The sequence below is a fragment of the Haemophilus sp. HMSC61B11 genome, from assembly GCF_001838615.1.
GTDB lineage: Bacteria > Pseudomonadota > Gammaproteobacteria > Enterobacterales > Pasteurellaceae > Haemophilus_D > Haemophilus_D parainfluenzae_AD.
Genome location: NZ_KV837957.1, coordinates 212702 through 236375, shown reverse-complemented (window position 1 = coordinate 236375; position 23674 = coordinate 212702). Strand labels below are relative to the sequence as shown.

At 40.3% G+C, this 23674-nt stretch carries 23 protein-coding genes and 1 tRNA gene; 3 read left to right on the top strand and 21 right to left on the bottom strand.

Going from position 1 to position 23674, the window contains the following annotated elements; all coding sequences use genetic code 11:
• Positions 1–19 precede the first annotated feature (19 nt).
• The 4 genes from HMPREF3263_RS02905 to secM form a co-directional block, all read right to left on the bottom strand.
• Positions 20–1684, bottom strand: coding sequence for a sulfatase-like hydrolase/transferase (locus HMPREF3263_RS02905; protein ID WP_065285572.1), 1665 nt, complete (start codon positions 1682–1684; stop codon positions 20–22).
• A gap of 22 nt (positions 1685–1706) precedes the next feature.
• A complete protein-coding gene (gene mutT / locus HMPREF3263_RS02900) occupies positions 1707–2111 on the bottom strand; it encodes an 8-oxo-dGTP diphosphatase MutT (protein WP_005695359.1) in 405 nt (134 codons plus the stop codon).
• 86 nt (positions 2112–2197) lie between these two features.
• Positions 2198–4894: a preprotein translocase subunit SecA gene (gene secA, locus HMPREF3263_RS02895; protein WP_005698148.1), complete on the bottom strand. Its 2697-nt coding sequence runs from the start codon at positions 4892–4894 to the stop codon at positions 2198–2200.
• Between the two features lie 73 nt (positions 4895–4967).
• On the bottom strand, positions 4968–5285 hold the full coding sequence (gene secM, locus HMPREF3263_RS02890; protein WP_005698080.1) for a secA translation cis-regulator SecM: 318 nt from the start codon (positions 5283–5285) through the stop codon (positions 4968–4970).
• A gap of 72 nt (positions 5286–5357) precedes the next feature.
• On the opposite strand from secM, the gene HMPREF3263_RS02885 reads away from it, so the two are divergent.
• A complete protein-coding gene (locus tag HMPREF3263_RS02885; RefSeq protein ID WP_005698014.1) occupies positions 5358–5678 on the top strand; it encodes a DciA family protein in 321 nt (106 codons plus the stop codon).
• Position 5679: 1 nt separating this feature from the next.
• Here HMPREF3263_RS02885 and HMPREF3263_RS02880 read toward each other — a convergent pair whose 3' ends face one another.
• From HMPREF3263_RS02880 to HMPREF3263_RS02820, 13 genes are all read right to left on the bottom strand, one after another.
• The gene (locus tag HMPREF3263_RS02880) at positions 5680–6534 is read right to left on the bottom strand and encodes a Dam family site-specific DNA-(adenine-N6)-methyltransferase (RefSeq protein ID WP_005698050.1); all 855 of its coding nucleotides are present in this window, start codon (positions 6532–6534) and stop codon (positions 5680–5682) included.
• Between the two features lie 14 nt (positions 6535–6548).
• Positions 6549–7637, bottom strand: a complete 1089-nt coding sequence (gene aroB, locus HMPREF3263_RS02875) for a 3-dehydroquinate synthase (protein ID WP_005698121.1) — start codon at positions 7635–7637, stop codon at positions 6549–6551.
• Positions 7638–7646: 9 nt separating this feature from the next.
• Positions 7647–8189 carry a shikimate kinase AroK gene (gene aroK / locus HMPREF3263_RS02870; RefSeq protein ID WP_005698062.1) on the bottom strand — a complete coding sequence of 181 codons (543 nt, stop codon included), beginning with the start codon at positions 8187–8189 and terminating at the stop codon, positions 7647–7649.
• Between the two features lie 307 nt (positions 8190–8496).
• Positions 8497–10164, bottom strand: coding sequence for an anaerobic C4-dicarboxylate transporter (locus HMPREF3263_RS02865; RefSeq protein WP_005698043.1), 1668 nt, complete (start codon positions 10162–10164; stop codon positions 8497–8499).
• A 282-nt stretch (positions 10165–10446) separates the two neighbouring features.
• Positions 10447–10677, bottom strand: coding sequence for an acyl carrier protein (gene acpP / locus HMPREF3263_RS02860; RefSeq protein ID WP_005544465.1), 231 nt, complete (start codon positions 10675–10677; stop codon positions 10447–10449).
• Positions 10678–10895: 218 nt separating this feature from the next.
• Positions 10896–11624 carry a 3-oxoacyl-ACP reductase FabG gene (fabG, locus tag HMPREF3263_RS02855; protein WP_005695317.1) on the bottom strand — a complete coding sequence of 243 codons (729 nt, stop codon included), beginning with the start codon at positions 11622–11624 and terminating at the stop codon, positions 10896–10898.
• A gap of 13 nt (positions 11625–11637) precedes the next feature.
• Positions 11638–12576, bottom strand: coding sequence for an ACP S-malonyltransferase (gene fabD, locus HMPREF3263_RS02850; protein ID WP_005698031.1), 939 nt, complete (start codon positions 12574–12576; stop codon positions 11638–11640).
• 92 nt (positions 12577–12668) lie between these two features.
• On the bottom strand, positions 12669–13619 hold the full coding sequence (locus HMPREF3263_RS02845) for a beta-ketoacyl-ACP synthase III (RefSeq protein ID WP_005698064.1): 951 nt from the start codon (positions 13617–13619) through the stop codon (positions 12669–12671).
• A gap of 18 nt (positions 13620–13637) precedes the next feature.
• A complete protein-coding gene (gene plsX / locus HMPREF3263_RS02840) occupies positions 13638–14657 on the bottom strand; it encodes a phosphate acyltransferase PlsX (RefSeq protein WP_005698022.1) in 1020 nt (339 codons plus the stop codon).
• Between the two features lie 21 nt (positions 14658–14678).
• Positions 14679–14849, bottom strand: coding sequence for a 50S ribosomal protein L32 (gene rpmF, locus HMPREF3263_RS02835; protein ID WP_005544470.1), 171 nt, complete (start codon positions 14847–14849; stop codon positions 14679–14681).
• 22 nt (positions 14850–14871) lie between these two features.
• On the bottom strand, positions 14872–15396 hold the full coding sequence (gene yceD, locus HMPREF3263_RS02830; protein WP_005698071.1) for a 23S rRNA accumulation protein YceD: 525 nt from the start codon (positions 15394–15396) through the stop codon (positions 14872–14874).
• Positions 15397–15529: 133 nt separating this feature from the next.
• A complete protein-coding gene (locus HMPREF3263_RS02825; protein ID WP_005698126.1) occupies positions 15530–17374 on the bottom strand; it encodes an ABC transporter ATP-binding protein in 1845 nt (614 codons plus the stop codon).
• Between the two features lie 77 nt (positions 17375–17451).
• On the bottom strand, positions 17452–18342 hold the full coding sequence (locus tag HMPREF3263_RS02820) for a cupin domain-containing protein (RefSeq protein ID WP_005698099.1): 891 nt from the start codon (positions 18340–18342) through the stop codon (positions 17452–17454).
• A gap of 103 nt (positions 18343–18445) precedes the next feature.
• Here HMPREF3263_RS02820 and HMPREF3263_RS02815 point away from each other — a divergent pair, with 103 nt between their 5' ends.
• Positions 18446–18790, top strand: a complete 345-nt coding sequence (locus tag HMPREF3263_RS02815) for a carboxymuconolactone decarboxylase family protein (RefSeq protein ID WP_005698020.1) — start codon at positions 18446–18448, stop codon at positions 18788–18790.
• Positions 18791–18860: 70 nt separating this feature from the next.
• Here HMPREF3263_RS02815 and HMPREF3263_RS02810 read toward each other — a convergent pair whose 3' ends face one another.
• Entirely contained in the window at positions 18861–19916 is a 1056-nt protein-coding gene (locus HMPREF3263_RS02810; protein ID WP_005698111.1) for a glycosyltransferase family 9 protein, read from the bottom strand.
• 77 nt (positions 19917–19993) lie between these two features.
• Here HMPREF3263_RS02810 and HMPREF3263_RS02805 point away from each other — a divergent pair, with 77 nt between their 5' ends.
• Complete coding sequence (locus HMPREF3263_RS02805; protein ID WP_005698160.1) at positions 19994–20719, top strand: 3-deoxy-D-manno-octulosonic acid kinase; 726 nt, start codon at positions 19994–19996, stop codon at positions 20717–20719.
• 53 nt (positions 20720–20772) lie between these two features.
• Here HMPREF3263_RS02805 and HMPREF3263_RS02800 read toward each other — a convergent pair.
• The 3 genes from HMPREF3263_RS02800 to HMPREF3263_RS02790 form a co-directional block, all read right to left on the bottom strand.
• Positions 20773–20849 (bottom strand) — tRNA-Ile (locus tag HMPREF3263_RS02800).
• 91 nt (positions 20850–20940) lie between these two features.
• Entirely contained in the window at positions 20941–23106 is a 2166-nt protein-coding gene (glyS, locus tag HMPREF3263_RS02795; RefSeq protein WP_005698044.1) for a glycine--tRNA ligase subunit beta, read from the bottom strand.
• A gap of 46 nt (positions 23107–23152) precedes the next feature.
• Positions 23153–23623 (bottom strand): OsmC family protein, encoded by a 471-nt coding sequence (locus HMPREF3263_RS02790; protein WP_005698093.1) that lies wholly within the window; start codon positions 23621–23623, stop codon positions 23153–23155.
• Positions 23624–23674: the final 51 nt, after the last annotated feature.

Here is a 23674-nt window from a genome sequence, read left to right as displayed (position 1 = left end):
CGTTAACCGAGATTTTTTATTATTGCGCAATTTTCAAATCTTGATACAGATAATTTCGATAGCTATTCACTAAATACATATCCTCGAAATCTTCTAGCTTACCTTGGCTTAACTGACGCATAGCAATATTCGCTCGCATAAAGTCATCTTTCGGTGATAAACCTGCCACATCAAGTAATACACCACCAACAAAGGCTAAATCTAAGAAATCTTGCTGTTGAACAAAGTCAGTCTTACGATTAGTTCTAACTACAAATTGAGTCACATAATCTGGATTCGCAAAGTTACCTTTTTTCGGTGGAAGCTGATTATCAAAAGCGACTTGGTGATCACCAAAATAACCGAATACATAAGGCGTTTCTCGTGCTTTCAAATAATCATTCAAGCCTTCGATTGCCTCATTAAGGCTAGCAATGCGATCAATATAATCATTTAGGCAAGAAATCGCTTTTCCCCCTAAACGCTTACTCGCCAAATTAAAATGATTTGGCATGTTCGTGTTGTAAGGGCCATGCTCTTTCATGGTTAGCACATAGACAAACATGGGCTGTTTCACATTTTCCAATGATGGATGCTGTTTCTGCAGAATCAGTTTGGTGTAATACATCATCTCTTCACTGGTGATGTGCCAGAGATTTTTACTGATTGATGCGGGATAGCCTAAATCTTGTGGTTGCAACATCAAATCAAAACCAAAGTGGTCATAGGCAGGTTTGGCGTTGTAGTTACCTTTCGTAAAAGGCGATAACGCCACACAAAAATAGTCTTGCTCACGGAGGTTCTTAATAAAACCAGTCTGTAAGTGTGGTACAACAGAATAAAACACCCCACTTGCTAAAGCACCAAAATCGGTTGAAGGCACCCCTGCAAGGAAAGCAAATTCAGATTTCCACGTTGCGCCACCCACCGTATGCACACGCAATGGACTCACAAACGCAGTGTCTTCTTGCTTATTAAACATTGAAAATGGCGGGATCGTTTCTGCATCAAAATCAAATTGATGCGGATTCAAAGTTGATTCTTGTAGACACACCACCATGTCTGGCTTTTCTTCACTTTCAGTTTTACTCTCAGCCTTTTCATTTAAAAGTGCGGTCATTTTTTCTTTAAATTTTTGACTATTACCTTCAAATTCTGGCACTTTAAAGAATACGCCACGACAAGACATTGGTAAGTTTAAAAAGACATCTCGACCATCATCCGGCAATGAATCTAGCCAGACTTTTGTCGCATCCGGATCTTTAGAATAATGCCACATTAATGCAAAGCTCATTGCAGCAAGTATTGCTGCGAATACACGAAATCCATTTGAAACACTTTCTACATCTGACCAACCAAATATAGCATAACCCAATAGACCTAATAACCCTAACACGCCGAAAATCGCCCCTTTATAATGTAAGAGGGTTTCCCAATTTCGCCAGTCTGTCACAAGCCAAAAATCTGAAATGAGTAAAGGTTGTTTGTAGTAATGAATTTTCATTCGATGGAATAACATCAACACTACAAAAAGTACAGACGCAAAATTCAGTCCGCGTTGCCATTGACCGGTTCTTGCAAACATAATGCTAAATAATAAAACGAATAACGCAATCGCAAAAAAATACGTCCAACGATAGTGCGAATTGACGATAAAAATCACCGTCGCAATAAAAAATAAACTCAGAAAAATACTTGGAATCATAATAAATAAATTTGATTAAATGTTATTTGACACTTTCAGCCACTAAACGCTGAATCAGCTTTAAATTAGCTGGGGGGAATTGCCCTGCATCAAGCTCACTTTGTTCAAGCCAAAAACCTTCCTGACCTTCTCGACCAAACGGCTCGCCAATCCATTCAGTGACCAGATAAAAACTAAAATCTAAAATTTTGGTTGGATATTCAAATTGAAAACGTTCGTACAGCTCAGCATTTAAAATGTGAATGCCAATCTCTTCTTCCAATTCTCTTTTTAAGGCTTCTTCAGGGGTTTCATCTGCATCAACTTTGCCACCCGGAAATTCTAATGCTTGCGCAAAATCTTGCCCTTCTAAGCGTTGGGTCAAATATAGCTGCCCAAATTCATTACGAATAATTCCTGCCGCAACTTGAATGATAGGCTTACTCATCGTCTTTCCTTATCTCAAAAGTAGAAAGAGCGGTCATTTTTAGCGGTGTTTTAAACACGCAAAAATTTAACTGCTCTTTACCTTAACTAAGCATATCGGGCTTTACTGCCGTGACAATGCTTGTATTTTTTACCTGACCCACAAGGACAAGGTTCATTACGTCCAATATGGCGATCAGAATAGTCCTCGCTTTGAGCTTGCTCTGTATTTTCATCTACAGGTTGATGTGTTAATGCTTCACGTTCAGCCATTTCCTGACGTGCACGTTCCGCTTCTTCAATCTCTTCCTGTGTACGGACTTTTACTCGAGTAAGTGTGGTAATCACATGATGTTTTAAAGAATCCAACATTTCAGTAAACATACGGAAAGATTCTTTTTTGTACTCTTGTTTTGGATCTTTTTGCGCATAACCACGTAAATGGATACCTTGACGTAAATAGTCCATTGCCGCCAAGTGCTCTTTCCAAAGCTCATCAAGAGTTTGTAACATCACACCTTTTTCGAAATGACGCATGGTTTCTTCACCCGCAAGCGCTTCTTTCGCTTTGTATTCATCTTCGGCTTCTTGAATAATGCGCTCACGCAAGTTTTCTTCATGAAGATTGTTATTTTCTTCCAACCAATGTTCAATTGGTAACTCAAGACCAAACTCTTGTGCTAAACGCTCTTCTAAGCCTTTAATATCCCATTGTTCTTCCAATGATTGTGGTGGAATATATTGGTCAATCACATCGTTAAATACATCGCTTCGGATAGCTTTGATAGTCTCTGAAATATCATCGTTATCGAGCAAGTAATTACGTTGTTCGTAAATCGCATGACGTTGGTCGTTAGCCACATCATCATATTCAAGCAAGTTTTTACGACCATCAAAATGGAAAGCTTCCACTTTCGCTTGTGCCGACGCGATCACTTTAGCAAGAAGCTTAGACTCCATCGCTTCGCCTGGTTGAGTGAAGGCTTTACGCATCATATTTAATTTACCTTCATTTAAATAAATACGCATTAAGCCATCTTCTAAAGAAAGGTAGAAACGTGAAGAACCTGGGTCACCTTGACGACCTGAACGACCACGCAACTGGTTATCAATACGGCGTGATTCGTGACGTTCTGTCCCGATAATGTGTAAACCACCGGCTTGCATCACGATCTCGTGATTTTTCTCCCACTCAGCTTTAAGTGCCTCAATTTGCTCTGGAGTTGGGTTCTCTAATTTTGCAGCTTTTGCTTTCCAGTTACCACCGAGGATAATATCGGTACCACGACCCGCCATGTTGGTTGCAATAGTTACTGCACCTAGCGCCCCTGCTTCCGCAACAATTTCCGCTTCTTGTGCGTGGAATTTTGCATTCAATACGTTGTGTTTGATGCCCGCTTTATCTAACGCTTGAGAAAGCATTTCAGATTTTTCAACAGATACGGTACCCACAAGAACAGGTTGATTGCGAGCGACACAGTCTTTAATATCTTCAATAATTGCATTGAATTTGTATTCTTCATTCTCAAACATAACGTCCGTACGATCATCACGAATCATTGGACGATTGGTTGGGATAACGACAGTTTCCAAACCATAAATTTGTTGGAATTCAAAGGCTTCGGTATCTGCGGTACCCGTCATTCCCGCTAATTTGTCATAAAGACGGAAGTAGTTTTGGTAAGAAATCGACGCAACAGTTTGGTTTTCACTCTTAATTTCTACGCCTTCTTTCGCTTCGATCGCTTGGTGTAAACCATCAGACCAACGACGACCCGCCATAGTACGACCAGTATGTTCATCGACGATCACGATCTCGCCATCTTTCACGATATAGTCTACATCGCGCTCAAATAAGGTGTTCGCACGTAATGCCGCCATGACATGGTGTAACAATACAATACGTGCAGGCGAATAAAGTGAATCACCTTCTGGCATTAAACCTTGTTCAATTAACCAATTTTCAACTTTTTCTTGACCACGTTCAGTCAAATACGCTTGTTTGGTTTTAAGATCTAAGGTGTAGTCGCCTTCGCCTGTATATTCTTCCGTATCTTCTTTTTCTTGCTTAATTAAATTCGGAATTAATTTATTTACCGCAATATAAAGCTCAGAGCTGTCTTCTGCCTGACCCGAAATAATCAATGGTGTACGCGCTTCATCAATTAAGATAGAGTCCACTTCATCCACTAAGGCATAGCCTAAATGACGTTGGAAACGCTCTTCTTTAGAATGCGCTAAGTTATCACGAAGGTAATCAAAACCTAGCTCGCTGTTTGTCGCGTATGTAATATCTGCCGCATAAGCTTCACGTTTTGCTTCAGGCGGTAAACCAGGGATATTCACCCCAACAGTCATACCTAAGAATTCAAATAATGGGCGGTTAGTTTCCGCGTCACGACATGCTAAGTAATCATTCACTGTCACAACGTGTACGCCTTTACCTTCCAACGCCATCAAATAACAAGGCAAGGTTGCGGTTAAAGTTTTACCTTCACCCGTACGCATTTCTGCGATACAACGGTTTGTTAGCACCATACCACCGATTAATTGCACATCGAAATGGCGCATACCGAGTACACGTTTACCTGCTTCACGCACGGTAGCAAACGCTTCAGGTAAAAGTTGTTGTAAGGTTTCACCATTAGCTAAACGGCTACGGAATTCTTCTGTTTTTGCTCTTAATTCATCATCACTTAATGCTTCAAAAGCGGGCTCCATTTTGTTGATTTTCGCAACTTGTTTTCTTAATCTGCGTAAAATACGTTCGTTACGGCTGCCAAAAATTTTTGTTAAAAAACTCATAATTTCTCTTTCAAATAAAAAATAAAAAGGATCATCCGATTAAAAAATCGGCTCGTTCAAATATAAAGGAAAATTAAATGATAGCTGGACCGGCGCGAATAGGAGCAAAAACAGGAAACTCTGCCGCGATAAAGTGCGGTTGAATTTTTTCGTGTTTTTGATTGGAATGGGTTTTGTGATTTGTTGGCTGAGGTTGAACCTGCAATGCTTGACGAATTTCACGCACTGCAATCAACATATGTTGTTCAGATGATGTTTGGTAATTTTCGCCACTCATATTTGATGAAGGCGGCGCCTCCAATCCCTGAGCAACAGGTAAAGCAAAAATCGCAATCATGCTTAACAGCAACTGCGACCAGAAATTTGTTTTACCTTTGTTTGATTTCATCATCTTATTGTCTCTGACAAAATTTGTGTGTATTGTATCGGAAATTCAACGTAAAGTCATTATTGGGGTATTTTTGTGGAAAACAAGCATGAGCGTTATCAAAAAGCCATGAATATTATTGATGTGCTGGAAGGATCTCAATTTGCCAAAATCATGCAGAAAGGGTTAATGTTGAATGAACTGAACCAAAACATCAGCCGCCTTTTTCCTCAAGAATTTAAAGGACTTTTTCGTTTAGGCTCCATCACAGATGGGAAACTCTTTATCGAAGTCAAAAGTGCGGTCGTTCGCCAAGGGATTTTATTTCGCCAAAGCGAATTACTCGCCACAATTCAACCGACTTATCCCGAAGTAAAAGGCTTTGAGATTAAAATCAATCCCGAACTAACCAGCTAAACTAACCTTTAAAGATGGCGATTAATTCTTTTACTTTAACTCGTTTTTCTGAAGATTGACTGATCGAGCGCTGTACTTTAACGCGTTTAAATTTTGCCCCTTTATAAATCTCACGCGTAAATTTTGTATCGTGGTTAGAAATCACAACAGAAATTTGCTTTTCTTTTTGCGCTTTCTTTGCACATTCCGCTAAATTCTTTTGATGTTCAAGGCCAAAAGCATTCCCCGCATATCCAGTAAAATTGGTATCTTGCGGAAGCGGTGCATAAGGCGGATCACAATAGATCACGCTGTGTTTATCCGCTAATTCAAAGGTCTGTTGAAAATCAGCGCATAAAAAGACCGCGCTTTGTGCTTTATGGGCGAAATAGCGCAATTCATCTTCAGGGAAATAATGGGTTTTATAAGCGCCAAAGGGCACATTAAACTCATTTTTACTGTTATAACGGCACAATCCATTAAAACCAAAACGGTTCAAATAAAGGAATAACACCGAACGCTCGAAAGGATCACTTGATTGATTAAAGGCATCACGCTGGGTGTAATAATAGTCGGCTGTATTGGCATTCTCTGCAAAGAAAATTGGCTTACAAGCCTCAATATAGGCATCTACATTTTCCTTGACGATATTAAAGAGATTAATTAAATCGGGATTAATATCCGCCAAAATGTAACGTTCAAAATGGGAATTCAAAAAAACCGCGCCCGCCCCCACAAAAGGTTCGATTAAGCACTGTTTTCTTTTTGGGAAGACTCGGTTGAGATCATCCGTTAAACGAAATTTACCGCCCGCCCATTTTAAAAACGGGCGGTGTTTAATTCGAGGTTTCGTTTTGTTATTTTTTGGACGCAACATGAGAGCAATGACAGTTAGTCATGTTGTGTGCAACGCTCAATCGCGTTTAGCACAAGAGATTTGTCAGTATCAGTTGCCACATAGGCTTGTCCAAGCGCTTTTAACAACACAAGACGCAACTTGCCCGTCAGTACTTTTTTATCTCGCATCATATGCGGTAAATAATCTTCTGGCTGCATGGTATCAGGCGAGACGGTCGGTAAATTAGCGCGCGCTAAGAGTTTTTCTAAACGTGCAACATCTTCAAAAGAAAGATCGCCTAATTGTTCAGATAATACCGCTGCCATCATACTTCCAGCCGCAACGGCTTCACCGTGTAACCAGTTTCCGTAGCCTAAATGTGTTTCAATTGCATGACCAAAAGTATGACCAAGATTTAGTAATGCACGATCGCCTTTTTCAGTTTCATCGCGTGCAACAACATCAGCTTTAATCTGACAGCAACGCGCAATACAATGCTGCAGTGAATGTTGATTTAATGCGACCAATTCATCAATATGCGCTTCAAGCCATTCAAAAAAGGCATAATCTAAAATTGCCCCATATTTAATGACTTCCGCAAGTCCCGCATTCACTTCACGTTTTGGCAAGGTATTGAGTGTAAGGGTGTCAATAATCACCGTAGAAGGTTGATAAAACGCCCCAATCATATTTTTGCCTAACTCATGATTAACGGCTGTTTTGCCACCAACAGAAGAATCCACTTGAGCTAATAATGTGGTAGGAATTTGAATAAAACGCACGCCACGCTGATAGCTTGCTGCGGCAAAACCTGCCACATCACCAATCACTCCACCACCTAATGCAATAATGGTGGTATCTCGCCCATGATTATGCTTTAAAAGTGCGGTAAAAATGAGGTTTAAAGAATCGAGCGTTTTATATTTTTCGCCATCAGGCAATAATACCGATTCAACCTGACAGCCGATTTTTTCTAGCGTTTGTGTAACGGTTTCAAGATAATATTGTGCGACGGTTGGATTAGTCACGATCATCGCTTTATCCCCTTTTTTCAGCGGATAGCAGGTTTCATCTTTTAATAAACCTTCGCCGATATAAATGGGATAACGACGTTCTTTTAATTCAACATTTACGCACAACATTTTTAATCCTTAGAGTGAACCGTTTAAGCCGTTTAGATTATCAATTAAATCAACAATTTGATTAACCATTACTTTGGCATTTTGCTCATCTGTTGGCAAAGTAATATCCGCAATTTCTTCGTATAACGGATTACGCACTTTAGCTAAATCTTCAAGCACTTGGCGTGGGTCATCAGCCCCTTGTAATAATGGGCGCTTTTTATCACGTTGTGTACGTTGATATTGCTTATCTACCGTGGTTTCTAAATAAATGACAATGCCACGAGCAGAAAGATAATTACGACTCTCTTTTGACATCACTGCTCCACCACCAGTGGAAAGCACGACGCCCTGTAATTGAGTCAATTCATTGATAATACGTTCTTCACGCTTACGAAAGCCTTCTTCGCCTTCTAAATCAAAAATCCAGCTAATGTCTGCTCCCGCACGTTCCTCAATTACTGCATCTGAATCGACAAAATCCATATTCAATTGTTGCGCAAGCTGACGGCCAATGGTGCTTTTACCCGCGCCCATCGGACCCACTAAAAAAATATTACGTTTTTCAGCCATTGTTATTCTTCTAACTTAAATAATGTTCAAATTAATCTTTCCTAATAAAAACTGGCCACCTGAAAAAATGGCAGCCCGAAAGATCACCCAAAAAATAATGAAGATTATCGCAATAAATCCCCCTATGTTTCAACCTTTAGCGGGAATTTATTTTAAGAAGCGCAAAAGTGCGGTCAGTTTTTGAGGGATTTTAATGAATGATAAAGTCAAATAGAGCATCGAGATAAAGCATCCTAAAATTTAACCGCACTTTACAAACAAAAAAGGCTATTCAAGCGAATAGCCTTTTCTTTTATCAGTAAGTTAATTATAGATAACCAAACAAGCTTGTGAAAATGTAACCAAAGATACATGAAGTGATTACACCGATTAAGCCCGGTAAAATAAAGCTGTGGTTAATTACAAACTTACCAATGTGGGTTGTACCTGAACGGTCGAATTGGATTGCCGCAAGATCACTTGGGTAAGTAGGTAAAATGTAGTAACCGTAACAAGCTGAAGCAAAGGCTAAGATAACAGCTGGATCAACACCGATACCTAAAGCGAGTGGAACGAATGCAACCAATGCTGCCGCTTGCGAGTTTACGAATTTAGAAATTAATAATAACATCACCGCGTAAGTCCAAGGATGTGCTTTTACCACATCACCAAGTGCTGCTTTCATCATCGGTGTATGAACGGTAAACATGGTTTCCGCCATCCAAGAAATCCCGAATACAGCGACTAACGCAATCATACCTGAACGGAAAATTTCATTTTTACTGATTTTGCCCGCATCAGTTTTTGTAAAGATAACAATTAATGCACCCGCTAATAACATGAAGATTTGAATAACGTGAACCATACTTAAATTCACTTTTTTCTTCGCCGTATCTTTTAATACGATTGCAGCATTATCGATAGTTTCGGTTTTATCTCCCGCTGTGATCACAACTCTGTTATCTTGAGCGGTAATTGTTTGAGCAACTTCACCTTTATCGTTATAAATCGCGACGTTGTTATAGGCTGTTTTTGCTTTTGCTTTACTGTCTTTAACATCAAGCACTAATGTACCGTCTTTTGCTAAAGCAACGATTTTACCGTCTTTAACATTAAAGGTTTTCACAGCTTTATCAGCAGAAACGATTTCAACCACTTGAGCTGGTGCTGATTTTTCAAAGGCTGGGCGTAAATCTTTAAAGTAACCTAATAGCGCTACCACTAAAATCGCACCAAAGAAGATCCACATCGCATTCCAGCTAGATTGTGGCAATTTTTTGTCTAACAATGATGTGCTATCACCATAAACATATTTTTTGAATTCGGGATCTTTTAATTTCTCTTGGAATTCTGGGTCTTTATCTAAATCTTTACCACGGAACCAACTGAAAATACCGATAGCTAATACACCACAAAGGGTTGAAGGCACAGTAATTTTTAATAAATCTAAATAGCCATCAAAACCTGCTAATGGGGTTTTAGCATTCACTAAGAATGTGGTTAAAGTCACTACTGCTACAGAAACTGGTGACGCAATGATACCCATTTGAGAAGCTATTGAACTTGCCGCCATTGGACGTTCAGGACGAATATCATTTTTGATCGCGATATCATAGATGATTGGCAACATGGTATAAACCACGTGACCTGTACCACATAAAATGGTTAAGAAACAGGTTACAAACGGCGCCAAAATACTGACATATTTCGGGTTACGACGAAGCATTTTCTCCGCGATTTGTAACATGACATCTAAACCACCACTGGCTTGTAATGTTGCTGATGTCACCACCACCGCAAGGATGGTTAACATAACATCGATAGCTGGCTTACCTGGTTCAATACCAAAGCCGAAAACAAGAACAATTAAGCCTACTCCACCGAGCATACCCAGTGCGATACCACCTTTTTTTGCCCCGTAAAATAAACAGATAAGAACAATAGCAAGCTGAATCGCAAACTGGCTACCTTCACCTAGGTTCATTAGAAAATCCATAAGATACTCCGAATCATTTTATGGTTAATTAGAAAAAAATTTGGACCAAATACTAGCACTAAAATTAACTCATAATAAGTATTTTTAGGGTAAATTTTGTTTTAAATCAAAAAATAGGGGAACCAAACAATAAAAGCAAATCTGAGAAAGATTAAATAAAGGAAAGTGCGGTCGGAAATTTAAGAGATTTAGATATATTTTGTTTTATTTAAAGATAAAGAATTTAGAAAAGAAATTTAAAGAAAAAAATTAGGCGACCTAAAAGATCGCCCAACTTAAAAATTACTGATTGTTTTGAACGTAGTCAATCGCAGATTGAACAGTTGTGATTTTTTCAGCTTCTTCATCAGGAATTTCGATATCGAATTCTTCTTCTAAAGCCATTACTAATTCAACTGTATCTAAAGAGTCCGCACCTAAATCTTCAACGAAAGAAGCTTCTGGTTTTACGTCTTCTTCTTTAACACCTAATTGTTCAACGATGATTTTTTTCACGCGTTCTTCAATACTCATTTGTTTTTCCTATTGTTGTTTTAACTCATTTAAGAGCGGTTAGTGTATGCATTTTTGATAAAGTTGCAACTATTTCTTAGGTGGTCGCACCACAAAAAAATAGGCAATGTAAAAACACATACAGAGAAAAAGTTACATTGCGATTGGGATTTTATCATTAACTAAACTGCTTTGCTATATTTTATAGACAAAATCCCAGATATATCTCCCTTAAAGGGTTAGCTCATATATAAGCCGCCATTCACATGTAATGTGGTACCGGTAATATAAGCCGCATCGTCAGAAGCTAAAAACGCTACTGCTTTTGCGATATCTTTTGGCTCACCTAAACGACCTGCAGGAACATTACCAAGAATACCTGCTTTTTGTTCTTCAGTAAGCACTTCTGTCATATCCGTTGCGATGAAGCCCGGCGCCACAACGTTTACAGTAATGCCACGTGATGCCACTTCTTTCGCTAAACCTTTAGAGAAACCAATTAAGCCCGCTTTTGCTGCACAGTAGTTAGATTGACCCGGATTACCCATTGAGCCCACAACTGAACCGATTGTAATGATACGCCCAAAACGTTTTTTCATCATGGAACGTAACATTGCTTTAGAAAGATGGAATACAGAGGTTAAGTTGGTTTGCATAATATCGAACCATTCTTCATCTTTCATACGCATTAATAAATTATCACGAGTGATACCAGCGTTATTCACGAGGATATCAATATCACCGAATTGTTCTTTAATTTGTTCTAATACGGCATCAATACTTTCTTTGTCTGCCACATTTAATACTAAACCTTTACCTTTATCACCAAGGTAAGCAGAAATGGTATCAGCACCTTTTTCAGAGGTTGCGGTACCAATTACAAATGCACCTTTTGATGCTAATTCTTCTGCAATTGCGCGGCCAATACCACGTGTTGCACCTGTCACTAATGCGATTTTATTTTGCATTTTTAATCCCCTTTTATGCTAATAATGCTTCAACAGCATCTAATGATGCCACATCGTTTACTGATGTTGCTTGTAATTCTGCCACGATACGTTTTGTTAAACCGTTTAATACTTTACCTGGACCTATTTCAACTAAAACCTCTACACCATCTTGTGCCATTTTCTCAACGGTTTCAGTCCAACGAACAGGGCTATATAACTGACGAATAAGTGCGGTACGAATTTCAGCACTTTCTGTTTCCGCTTTGACATCCACGTTATTTAATACAGCAGTTGCTGGCGCATTAAGCGCAATGCTTTCAAGTGTTACAGCTAATTGGTCTGCTGCAGGTTTCATTAATGCGCAATGTGAAGGAACACTTACTGCTAATGGTAAAGCACGTTTTGCGCCCGCTTCTTTACATAATGCAGCAGCACGTTCTACTGCCTCTTTCGCTCCAGCGATGACTACTTGACCTGGTGAGTTAAAGTTTACCGCAGATACTACTTCACCTTGCTCAGCTTGTTTACATGCATTGATAATCGCGTCATTGTCTAAACCAATAATCGCATACATTGCACCAGTACCTTCTGGTACTGCTTGTTGCATTAATTTACCGCGTAATTCCACTAATTTGATCGCGTCTTTGAAATCAATGACACCAGTACAAACTAATGCTGAATATTCACCTAAACTGTGACCAGCCATCACACTTGGTTGTAATTGTGGGTATTTTTCTTTCCATACACGGAAGATCGCAACGGATGCCGCTAATAATGCAGGCTGAGTTTGCCAAGTTTTATTTAATTCTTCTGCTGGACCTTGTTGAACCAAGTTCCATAAGTCATAGCCAAGCGCTTCAGATGCTTGTTTAAAAGTCTCAGTGACTACCGGATATTCGTTAGCAAGATCAGCTAACATGCCAACAGCTTGAGAACCTTGTCCTGGAAAAACCATTGCGAATTTTTTCATGTTTTCTTCCTATTTCTTCATCGTTTAAATGTTGAAAGTGCGGTCAAATTTAACCGCACTTTTAAAATTCTGTCGGGATTCTAACAAATTAATTAGAATCGCACCAATGCGGAACCCCAAGTCCAACCACCGCCAAAAGCTTCGAGTAGAAGCAATTGACCACGTTGAATTCGGCCATCACGCACCGCTTCATCTAAAGCCGTTGGCACAGTCGCCGCACTGGTATTGGCTGTACGATCAAGCGTTACTACTACTTGCGACATATCCATCTCTAATTTTTTTGCTGTCGCCGTAATAATACGTAAATTCGCTTGATGCGGCACAAGCCAGTCGATATCTGTTTTTTGGAGATTATTGGCAGAAAGGGTTTCTTCCACCACATTAGAAAGCTCACGCACCGCTAATTTAAAGGTTTCGTTACCTTGCATTTCAATATAACCAGATTTCTCCACACCACGTTCAGCTTGTGGAAGTAGTAATGCTGCATGGTTATCTGGCGATGCATGTAAATGCGTTGAAATAATGCCTTCTTGCTCTGATGCTTCTAAAATCACCGCACCCGCACCGTCACCAAATAACACGACAGTGCTACGATCGGTTTCATCTAATTTACGCGAGTTAAGATCTGCACCAATCACAAGGGCTTTTTTCACGCTACCTGAACGAATAAATTTATCCGCTACACCTAAAGCATAAACAAAACCGGTACAAGCTGCCGCTAAATCAAAAGAAATCGCATCTTCAATGCCTAATAAACCTTGAACTTGGCAAGCTGAACTTGGATAAGCGTGAGAACCACTGGTTGTTGCAACGATGATCAACTCAATTTCTTGAGGATCAAGATTGGCCATTTCAAGTGCTTTTTTGGCTGCTTCACATCCCATTGTTGCGACAGTTTCATCTGCTGCTGCAATACGACGTTCACGAATGCCCGAACGCGTCACGATCCATTCATCTGAAGTATCAACCATTTTTTCCAAATCCGCATTGGTACGAATATGGCTCGGCAAATAGCTACCGGTGGATAAAATTCTACTATTCATAATATCAAAACTTATTAATTAATAACGTTGTAAACCCGCTAAGATTTTTTGTGGAATTTGCAAACGAGCTTGTAAAGCTGCATCCGCAATTGCACGAGCAAATGCATCCACATTTGCGCTGCCATGGCTTTTCACCACAACAGCCGTTAATCCGAGTAAAGATGCCCCATTATATTCATCAGGGTTAATGCGTTTCAAGCGATGATAAGCATCCTTAAAGAAAAAACGCAGAATAAATTTGGCAAATGATTTAAAAACAGGCTGTTTTTCTTTTCCTTTCAGAAGAGATAACAGATTCTTAGCTGCCCCTTCAAGGGTTTTTAATGCAATATTTCCCGAAAACCCATCACTCACAACCACATCAGCCACTCCATTTAATAAAAAGTTACCTTCAATAAAGCCGGTATAATTAAGTGCGGTCGATTTTTCTAATAAATTCGCGGCTTCACGAATGGATTGATGCCCTTTAATTTCTTCCACGCCGATATTGAGTAAGGCAATGCGTGGATAAACTAAGTTCAATCGGTTTTCGGCAAAGATCGAGCCCATGATGGCAAATTCATAAAGATTTTGAGCAGAACATTCTACGTTTGCTCCTAAATCTAACATCACAGTTTTATCACCCGTCATCGACGGTAATAAGGATACCAACGCTGGGCGTTGAATTCCCTCTAAAGGCTGTAAGAGAACCTTTGACAATCCCATCAATGCGCCCGTATTTCCTGCGCTGACACAACCTTGTGCCTCACCTTTCTGAACCATTTCAATAGCTAAACGCATCGACGTGCCTTTGCTATGACGCAATGCATGAGAAATACCTTGATTGTTATCAATAGTCTTAGTGCAATGATGAATTTGAATACGTTCTAAAAGAGAAGAAGGTGCATTTTCCAGTAAAGGGGAAATTTGTTGGCTATCGCCAAACAGCACTAAAGAAAGCATTGGATCTGCTTCCAACGCTGAAAGAGATGCGGGGATAGTAATACGGGGACCAATGTCCCCGCCCATCACATCTAACGCTAAGGTTAGACGGTTCAAGTGAATACCTTATAAGTAAAATTACTTATTAATCACTTTGCGACCACGGTAGTAACCGTCAGCAGTTACGTGGTGGCGTAAGTGAGTTTCACCGCTTGCTTTATCCACTGATACTGCAGCAGTAGTTAATGCATCGTGTGAACGACGCATATCACGACGTGAACGAGATTTTTTGTTTTGTTGAACAGCCATTGGCTATACTCCTAAATTTAATTTACTTTTGCTTTAAATTAGCTAATACAGCGAACGGGTTCGGTTTTTTTGCCAATTCTTCAGGCAATTCGCCAAAAACCTGTTCGTGCGCGGACACTTCACAGTGTTCAGATGAATGCATTGGAACAAGCGGTAGAGCTAAAATAAGTTCGTCTTCCACTGCACCAAGTAAATCTATTTCACCAAACTCATTAAATTCGATTGGCTCATAAATTTCCGGCAAGTCATCAGCCTGATCCCAATTAGCCACTGGACTATACATAAAATGACATTCCAATGTTTGTTTGAATGGCTCGCCACAACGTTGACACTCTAATTCAACATCAACTTGTACTTGCCCTTTCATCACCACTAATTTTTGTGGATCAATATAAAACGATAATGTTACCTGTGCATCGCTGAGCACTTTCCCCGTAGATTCAGCTAAACGCACTAACTGAATAGCGGTATAATAACCATCATAATCAATTCTTTGTTGAGCGTCTTTAACCGGATCAACGGTTAGGGGTAGTTTTACCTTTTGCATAGGGTGCAAATATTACCTGTTGTCAATAAAATAGTCAAAGGAAATTCACACTAATTATGAGAAAAGTTCAATCGCTATCTAAACTCTCTCAAGATTTACACCTTTACAAAGTGCGGTCATTTTTTCCTGTATTTTACTCAGCATGCTCACTCAAGAAGCCACCGCTTTGATGTTTCCAAAGGCGAGCATAAAGCCCATTTTGTTCAAGCAATTCTGCATGAGTCCCTTGCTCGACAATTTGTCCTTTATCTAACACAATTAAACGATCCATTGCCGCAATAGTGGATAAACGGTGAGCGATAGCAATAACCGTTTTATTTTCCATCATCTTATCAAGACTTTCTTGGATCGCGACTTCCACTTCGGAGTCTAGCGCACTGGTCGCTTCATCCAAGAGTAAAATTGGCGCATCTTTTAACATGACACGCGCAATGGCAATACGCTGGCGTTGTCCACCCGAGAGTTTCACCCCACGTTCACCAACATGGGCATCATAGCCTTTTCTGCCTTGAGCATCGCTGAGATAAGGAATGAAATCAGCCGCCTCCGCACGTTTAGCTGCATTGATCATTTCTTCATCTGTCGCAGTTGGACGACCATAAATAATGTTATCGCGAACAGAGCGGTGTAAAAGCGAGGTATCTTGCGTCACTAAACCAATTTGGCTACGAAGACTTTCTTGGCTCACATCTAAAATATTTTGACCATCAATGGTAATAAAACCCTCTTGGGCTTCATAGAAGCGTAAAAGTAAATTAACAATAGTTGATTTGCCCGCGCCAGAACGACCTATTAAGCCAACTTTTTCACCTGGTTTAATAGTGAGATTAAAATGGTTAAGCAACGGTTTATTCGGATCATAAGCAAACGAAATATCGTTAAATTTGATTTCGCCTTGTTTTACTTCTAATGCAACACAATTTGGCTTATCAACAATGGTATGTGGTTTGGTTAGCGTTGCCATACCATCATTCACTGTCCCGATATTTTCAAATAAACGAGCTGATTCCCACATAATCCAGCGGGAAAGCCCATTTACACGTAACGCCATAGCAGTTGCTGTGGCTACAGCCCCCACACCAACTTGACCATTTTGCCATAACACCACGCCTAAAATTGCGGTGCTTAACGTTAAGAAGATATTGGTTGCATACGTTAAGGTATCTAATGAACTCGCCAAACGCATTTGTGCATGCACGGTGACCATAAATTCTTCCATGGAACGTTTTGCATAATTGGCTTCTCTCGCATCATGTGAAAATAGTTTTACCGTTGCAATATTCGAGTAAGCATCCGTGATACGCCCCGTCATAAGAGATCGCGCATCAGCCTGTCGTTGTGCGGTTTTCGCTAAGCGTGGTATAAGCAAACGTAAAATAGTCACAAAGGCCACAATCCATAAGAAAAACGGCACTAAAAACCAGGTATCTAAAGCCGCAAGTACCAAGCCTGAAGTAATAAAATATACGGCAACATACACCAGCATATCCGCAATGGTCATGACGGTATCACGCACCGCAAGAGCAGTTTGCATCACTTTCGCCGATACACGGCCTGCAAATTCATCTTGATAGAAGCTTAAGCTTTGTCCTAGCATCAAACGGTGGAAATTCCAACGCAAACGCATTGGAAATACCCCTTGTAGCGTTTGTAAGCGTACATTCACACCTACGAATAACCATACAATACTGAAAATGAGCAAAGCTGCCATGCCAGCAAGCAAATGCCCTTTTTCTTGCCAAAGCGTGCTTGGTGTATAAGCGCCTAGCCAGTCCACCAATAACCCCATAAATTGGAAAAGTAAGGCTTCCATTACACCAATACCGACCGTCAATACCGCAAGTAAAAAGATCCAGCCTTTCATGCCATCAATACTTGACCAAATAAAACGGAACAAGCCTTTTTCAGGCGTAGTAGGATTGCTTTCCGGATAAGGATTTAAACGGTTTTCAAACCATGAAAATATTTTATTAAACATAACAATACCTTAAAAAAATTAAAGGCGACAGAGCCGCCTAAAGTGCGGTCATTATATCGTAAGTTTTGAACGATGGGCTAAGTTTTGCGAAATTGACTCGGTGAAATCCCATAAATTGCTTTAAATGCTTTACTAAAATGCGCTTCGGATTGATACCCTACTTCAAGGGCAATCGCTAGAATAGTCCTTTGCGTATTTTTCAATAAAACAGCCGCCATTTCTAACCGCACTTGTGTAAGAAATTTCCCTGGTGGCATCCCGAGTTGCTGTTGAAAGATCCGCATAAAGGTCGCACGAGACATGGAAGCCAACTCTGCTAATTGTTCAATATTCCAATCTAATTGAGGTGAAAACAGGATTTTTTCAAGGACTTGATTCAGCCTTTTATCCTGCAACGCAGCTAATAAGCCTTGATTAAGCAAACCTATTTGCTGTGCATGGCGCAAAATATAAATAAACAACACATTTGATAGTGCGTCTATCACGGATTTTGTGCCTTGCTCCGGTTTCTCGGCTTCTTGTAAAAAAAGTGAAACCAAAGGCTGCACAGGCGTATTTTGCAGCGAAAGATGTAGATAGTCTGGTAACGAATCAATTAATAATGATGGTTTTTGGTAATAAAACGTCCCACAAAACATCTTCAGATCGGGCGTACCTGCTCCTATTTGATGGACATTAAAAAGTGCATTTGATTGCTCTTTCTGTAGACTATTCTCTCTTTTTTGTTGAGAACTGCCCAAAAAGTGCGGTCGATTTTGAGGGAGAAAAAAGAGATCACCTTTCTTCAAATGAAACTGTTTTCCCGCAAAGGTTACCCAGCACTCACCTTGCTCGATTAAATGAAATAAACCTTGGTATTCCGCCGCTTCTGGCTGATGTTCAACTTGCCAATCCCCTTGAAACAAGCAGCGAATATTAATTTCCCCACGCACTTGCGCCAGCTGTGTTAATTTATCTAAATAATCCATTGTGAGATTTTCCGTCTAAAAGTTAAGACAATTTGACAAGTATCATACGCTAATCTGCTTATAATTCCTCTCGAAATTTATACTAAATTTAAGGAGAAAAACAATGTTTGCAGATTGGAAAAATGATGTAGCACACGTTAAAAAATCATTCGGTGCATTAGGTAAAAAATACCCTAAAATGTTACAAGCTTATGGTGCATTAGGTGCGGCTGCGGCAGAAGGTAACGTATTAGATGCCAAAACCCGTGAATTAATTGCATTGGCTGTTGCAGTCACAACACGTTGTGAAAGCTGCATTGGCGTGCACGCTGATGAAGCGGTGAAAGCAGGTGCAACTGAAGAAGAAGTGGCAGCAGCATTAGCGATGTCTATCGCATTAAATGCCGGTGCAGCTTACACCTACTCTCTTCGTGCATTAGAAGCTTACAACGCACAAAAAGGCGAATAATTCGCAAGGAACTTTATGATTCTTTTAGCCCTCATTTGAGGGCTTTTTTATCTCTAAAATTGACCGCACTTTAAAATAAATTCAAGGCTCTCATCTGAGCAACCACTTGCTCTACCTGAATTTCAGCCATTAAATTTTTGCCTTTTAATTTGGTCACCCAAGGCAATTCACTTGAAGGCTTACCTTGTTCTTTCTGCACATTTTCTTCATATACTGACACCACATTATCCAGATTATGATAAGGTGCGGTACGCAATGGGTTGTGATAAGCATACAATCCAATCACTGGCGTGCCTTGCGTGGTGGCAATATGAGCTGGACCTGAATCGGGCGAGATGACTAAATTTGCTTGATGAATTAATGCAGCAAGTTGTTTCAAACTGGTTTTTCCAGAGGCATCAACTGGTTGAAAATCACAAAGTGCGATAATTTTTTTCACCATTTCTAATTCGCGTTTTGCTGGTGAGCTACAAAAAATTACATTCACATTATGTTGATGAGCAATATTTGCTACTTCCGCATAACGCTCAACCACCCAATCTTTCTCAGCCTTACTGGAGCAAGGAGAAATAATCAGATTTTTGCGCGTTGGATCGATAAATTGTTTAGCGTATTCTCGATCTGAATCAGAAATTGCCAATTGCCAAGAAAGCATTTTCGCCGGTGGCACGCCTAGATAATCCGCAAAAGCCATGAAACCATCTAGCACATGAGGCGTTTCAGGATCTTGAACTCGACAGTTTACAAACAACCACTGCCCTTCTCGAGAACGTTTTTTGCCAAACCCAATTTTATATTTTGCTTGAATACCAAGAGAGATAATCGAAGCACGAAATGCCGTCTGCATATTTAAAAGCGCATCAAATTGATTGTTTTTCAAAAACATCCATAAATTCCACACGCCTTTCCAACCGCTCTTTTTATCGTAAGGAACAAGCTCAACACCTTCAATACCAGAAAGCAAGCCCATTTCAGTTTTCCCCACAATCCACGTTAATTTGGTTTGCGGCCAATACCGTTGAATATGCTGCACCACAGCCAGTGCATGACAAACATCGCCCACCGCAGACAAACGCAAAATACAAAGTGATTTAGGAGGTGAAGTAAAAAGTGGAGAATGGGACATTTGAGTTCCTCGCGCATTTAATTTCCGCCTATTTTAAAGTAGAATGAGGGCATTTTCTATTATTCAGTTCAACTAAAATGCTTGAATTCCAACAAGATAATCAATTCTTTCTTTTTAATCTCACGGAAAAACCAACAGAGCCCGCTTCATTTTTTGAATCGGCTTTTTGGGAAAAACAACAACGGATTACCGGTTCAGCCATAGGACGCGGCACAACCTACTTCCTAAATACAAAAGATCTGTTTGGGGTAAACACTGCCCTTCGTCATTATTATCGAGGTGGTTTATGGGGAAAATTCAACAAAGATCGCTATCGTTTTCAATCATTGACTGAAACACGTAGCGTGGCAGAATTTCAGCTGTTAAATCAACTCCATCAAGCTGGTGTAGCCGTACCTAAACCGATTGCTGCACGTGTTAAAAAAGGCAAATTAGGAATTTGCTACCAAGCGGATATCTTGATTGAAAAGATCGAAAATGCCCAAGATCTAACCGCACTTTTACAAACACAGCAACTGCCGAATGACATCTGGCAAGCTATTGGTAAATTAATTCGCCAATTACATGATTTGCAAATTTGCCATACGGATCTCAATGCTCATAATATTCTTGTTCAACAACTCGAAAATGAACAAAAATGTTGGCTTATTGATTTCGATAAGTGCGGTCAAAAATCAGGAGATTCTTGGAAACAAGGCAACCTAGAAAGATTACACCGCTCTTTTGTCAAAGAAGTCGGCAGAATGAATATTCAATTCAATGAAGAAAATTGGGATGAATTGTTGAAAGGATATAACGCCTAAAACACATTAGAAAAAGGCAATAAAAAAAGATCGCTTAATGCGATCTCAATAAATGGTCCCCCCTACCGGACTTGAACCAGTGACCAAGCGATTATGAGTCGCCTGCTCTAACCGACTGAGCTAAGGGGGGAAAGTGCGGTTGATTATAGAGAAATAATTATTTGAAGTCTATACAAAAAAGGATGGTCGTTGGAAATTTGACCACCCTTTTTTCAAATGAATTATTGCAATACCGAAATATCCGCCACTTGTAAGAACAAGTCTTGTAACGTGTTTAAAATCGCTAAGCGGTTTTGGCGTAATGCTGGATCTTCAGCATTTACCATCACGTTATCAAAGAAGTTGTCTACCGGTGCGCGTAAGTTCGCTAATTTATCTAATACTGCCGTGTAATCACCTTTTGCAATAAGCGGTTGTACTTCAGTACGTAATGCAAGTACCGCTTCAGCAAGGGCTTTTTCTGCTGGCTCTACGCAAGCGGTCAAATTGATCTCGCCAATTGCAGCATCCGCTTTCGCTAAGATATTACTTACACGTTTATTTGCTGCCGCTAAGGCTTCCGCTGAATCTAAAGTACGGAAGTGGGAAACCGCATGCACGCGCGCATCAAAATCAGCAGGACGAGTTGGACGACGCGCCAATACCGCTTGAATTACATCCACCGCAATGCCTTTATCTTGATACCACGCACGGAAACGACCGAGCATAAAATCAACCACTTCTTTAACGACATTAGCATTAGTTAAAGGACTTGCTACAGATAACTTACTTTCCCCATCTTTTTGAATAGCAAAAATAGGACGAGGATTTCCCTTACCTAAATTTTCTTCAAACTTAGTTTGAGCTACACTCTCGTAGCTTTGAACAGATTTTTTGACTAAATCTTCTAAATCTAGCGGTAAGTTTTTCTCAACAATAATGCGTAACGCACCTAATGCTGCACGGCGCAATGCAAATGGGTCTGCGCTGCCTTTTGGTGCTTGACCAATACCGAAGATACCCGTTAAGGTGTCAAATTTATCCGCTAAAGCGACCGCACTTGCAACGAGTGATTTTGGTAATTCATCCCCCGCAAAGCGTGGCATATATTGCTCATTTAACGCTACCGCGACTTCTTCGTCTTCACCATCATGACGAGCATAGTGCATACCCATTACACCTTGCGTATCGGTGAATTCGAATACCATGTTGGTCATTAAGTCACATTTTGACAGTAAGCCAGCACGTTTTGCTTTTGCTTCGTCTGCACCGATTTGTTTTGCAATTTCGCCTGCTAGTTGCTCAATACGGTCGGTTTTGTCTTTCAATGTACCCAGTTGTTGTTGGAACAACACGGTTTCTAAACGCGATAAACGATCAACGAGTTTTTGTTTTAAATCCGTTTTGAAGAAAAATTCCGCATCAGTTAAACGTGGACGAACCACTTTTTCGTTCCCCTCGATAATCGCCGTTGGATCTTCTGGGTTGATGTTCGAGACAAAAATAAAGTGCGGTAATAATTTTCCGTCTTTGTCATAAATTGGGAAATATTTTTGGTCGCCTTTCATGGTGTAAACCAACGCTTCCGCAGGCACGGCTAAGAAGCGCTCTTCAAATTTCGCCGCTAACACATTTGGATATTCCACCAAGGAAGTGACTTCTTCAAGCAGACTTTCTTCAATATCAGCCACACCGCCAAGTGCGGTCGCTTTTGCTTGAGATTTTGCCAAAATTTCTGCTTTACGCTCGTTGAAATCGGCTACTACTGAACCTTTTTCACGCAATAATTGCGGGTATTGGTCTGCATGTTGAATTTCAAATTCTTTTTCACCTAAGAAACGGTGACCGCGGATGGTGCGCGCACTTGCTACACCTAAAATTTCGCCTTCGATTAACTCATCGCCTAACAGCATGGTCACCGTGTGAACCGGACGGATAAACTGCACGGTTTTATCTGCCCAACGCATCGGTTTTGGAATTGGCAATTTCGCTAACGCATTGGTCACAATATCGTTCAGCAAGTTTTTGGTCGGCTGACCTTCAATTTTTGCACGGTGAACTAACCATTCGCCTTTATCAGTTGCAATGCGTTCTGCTTGTTCAACAGTAATGCCACAACCACGCGCCCAGCCTTCCGCCGCTTTTGTTGGTTTGCCTTCTGCATCAAAGGCTGCTGACACTGCAGGTCCGCGTTTTTCGATTTCTTTGCTTGGCTGTTGTGTGGCTAAGTTCAACACTTTCACCGCCAAACGACGCGGCGCCGCAAACCATTCGATTTTATCGAAGGTTAAACCTGCTTGGTTCAATTCCGCCTCAACGTTATCCGCAAAAGAAGTCGCTAATGTTTTGAGAGCTTTTGGCGGCAGCTCTTCTGTGCCTATTTCTACTAGGAAGTTTTGGGTTGTCATTTTGTTTTCTCTGGTAAGGTGCACCTTGGCACCATTTTATTTTAATTTAATCTTTTTCAATAATAGCTTCACATTTCACTGGAAAATTAAGTGAATTTGCAATAAAACACGCGTGATGCGCATTTTCATGTAATGCCAATGCCTTAACAGCATCCGACTCACTTGAAATTCTTACACGAGGTTTTAATGTTGCTGAAATAAAACGTCCTGCTTGTTCAGAACTGCCTTCATCCATAATTGCGATAGCCTCATCACGGTATGCTTGCACAATAATGTTATTAACGGCACAAAAATGTAAATACCATAATTTATGGCAAGCAGAAATAGAGGCTAATAACATATCTTCTGGATTCCAACGTGTTTTATCACCACGAAAAGCTGGATCAGCAGAACCTAAAATATTAGGTTTATTCAATGCCGAAGCAATAAAATCCCGCTCATACGCGGTATAAGAAGAAGTGCCTCGCCCTGAATTTCCAACCCACTCTACGGTAGTTTGATAAGTATGTTGCTTCATTATATTTTCTTCGTTTTCACTTCTGCCAAATCTCCCCTACCCCTCTTTGCT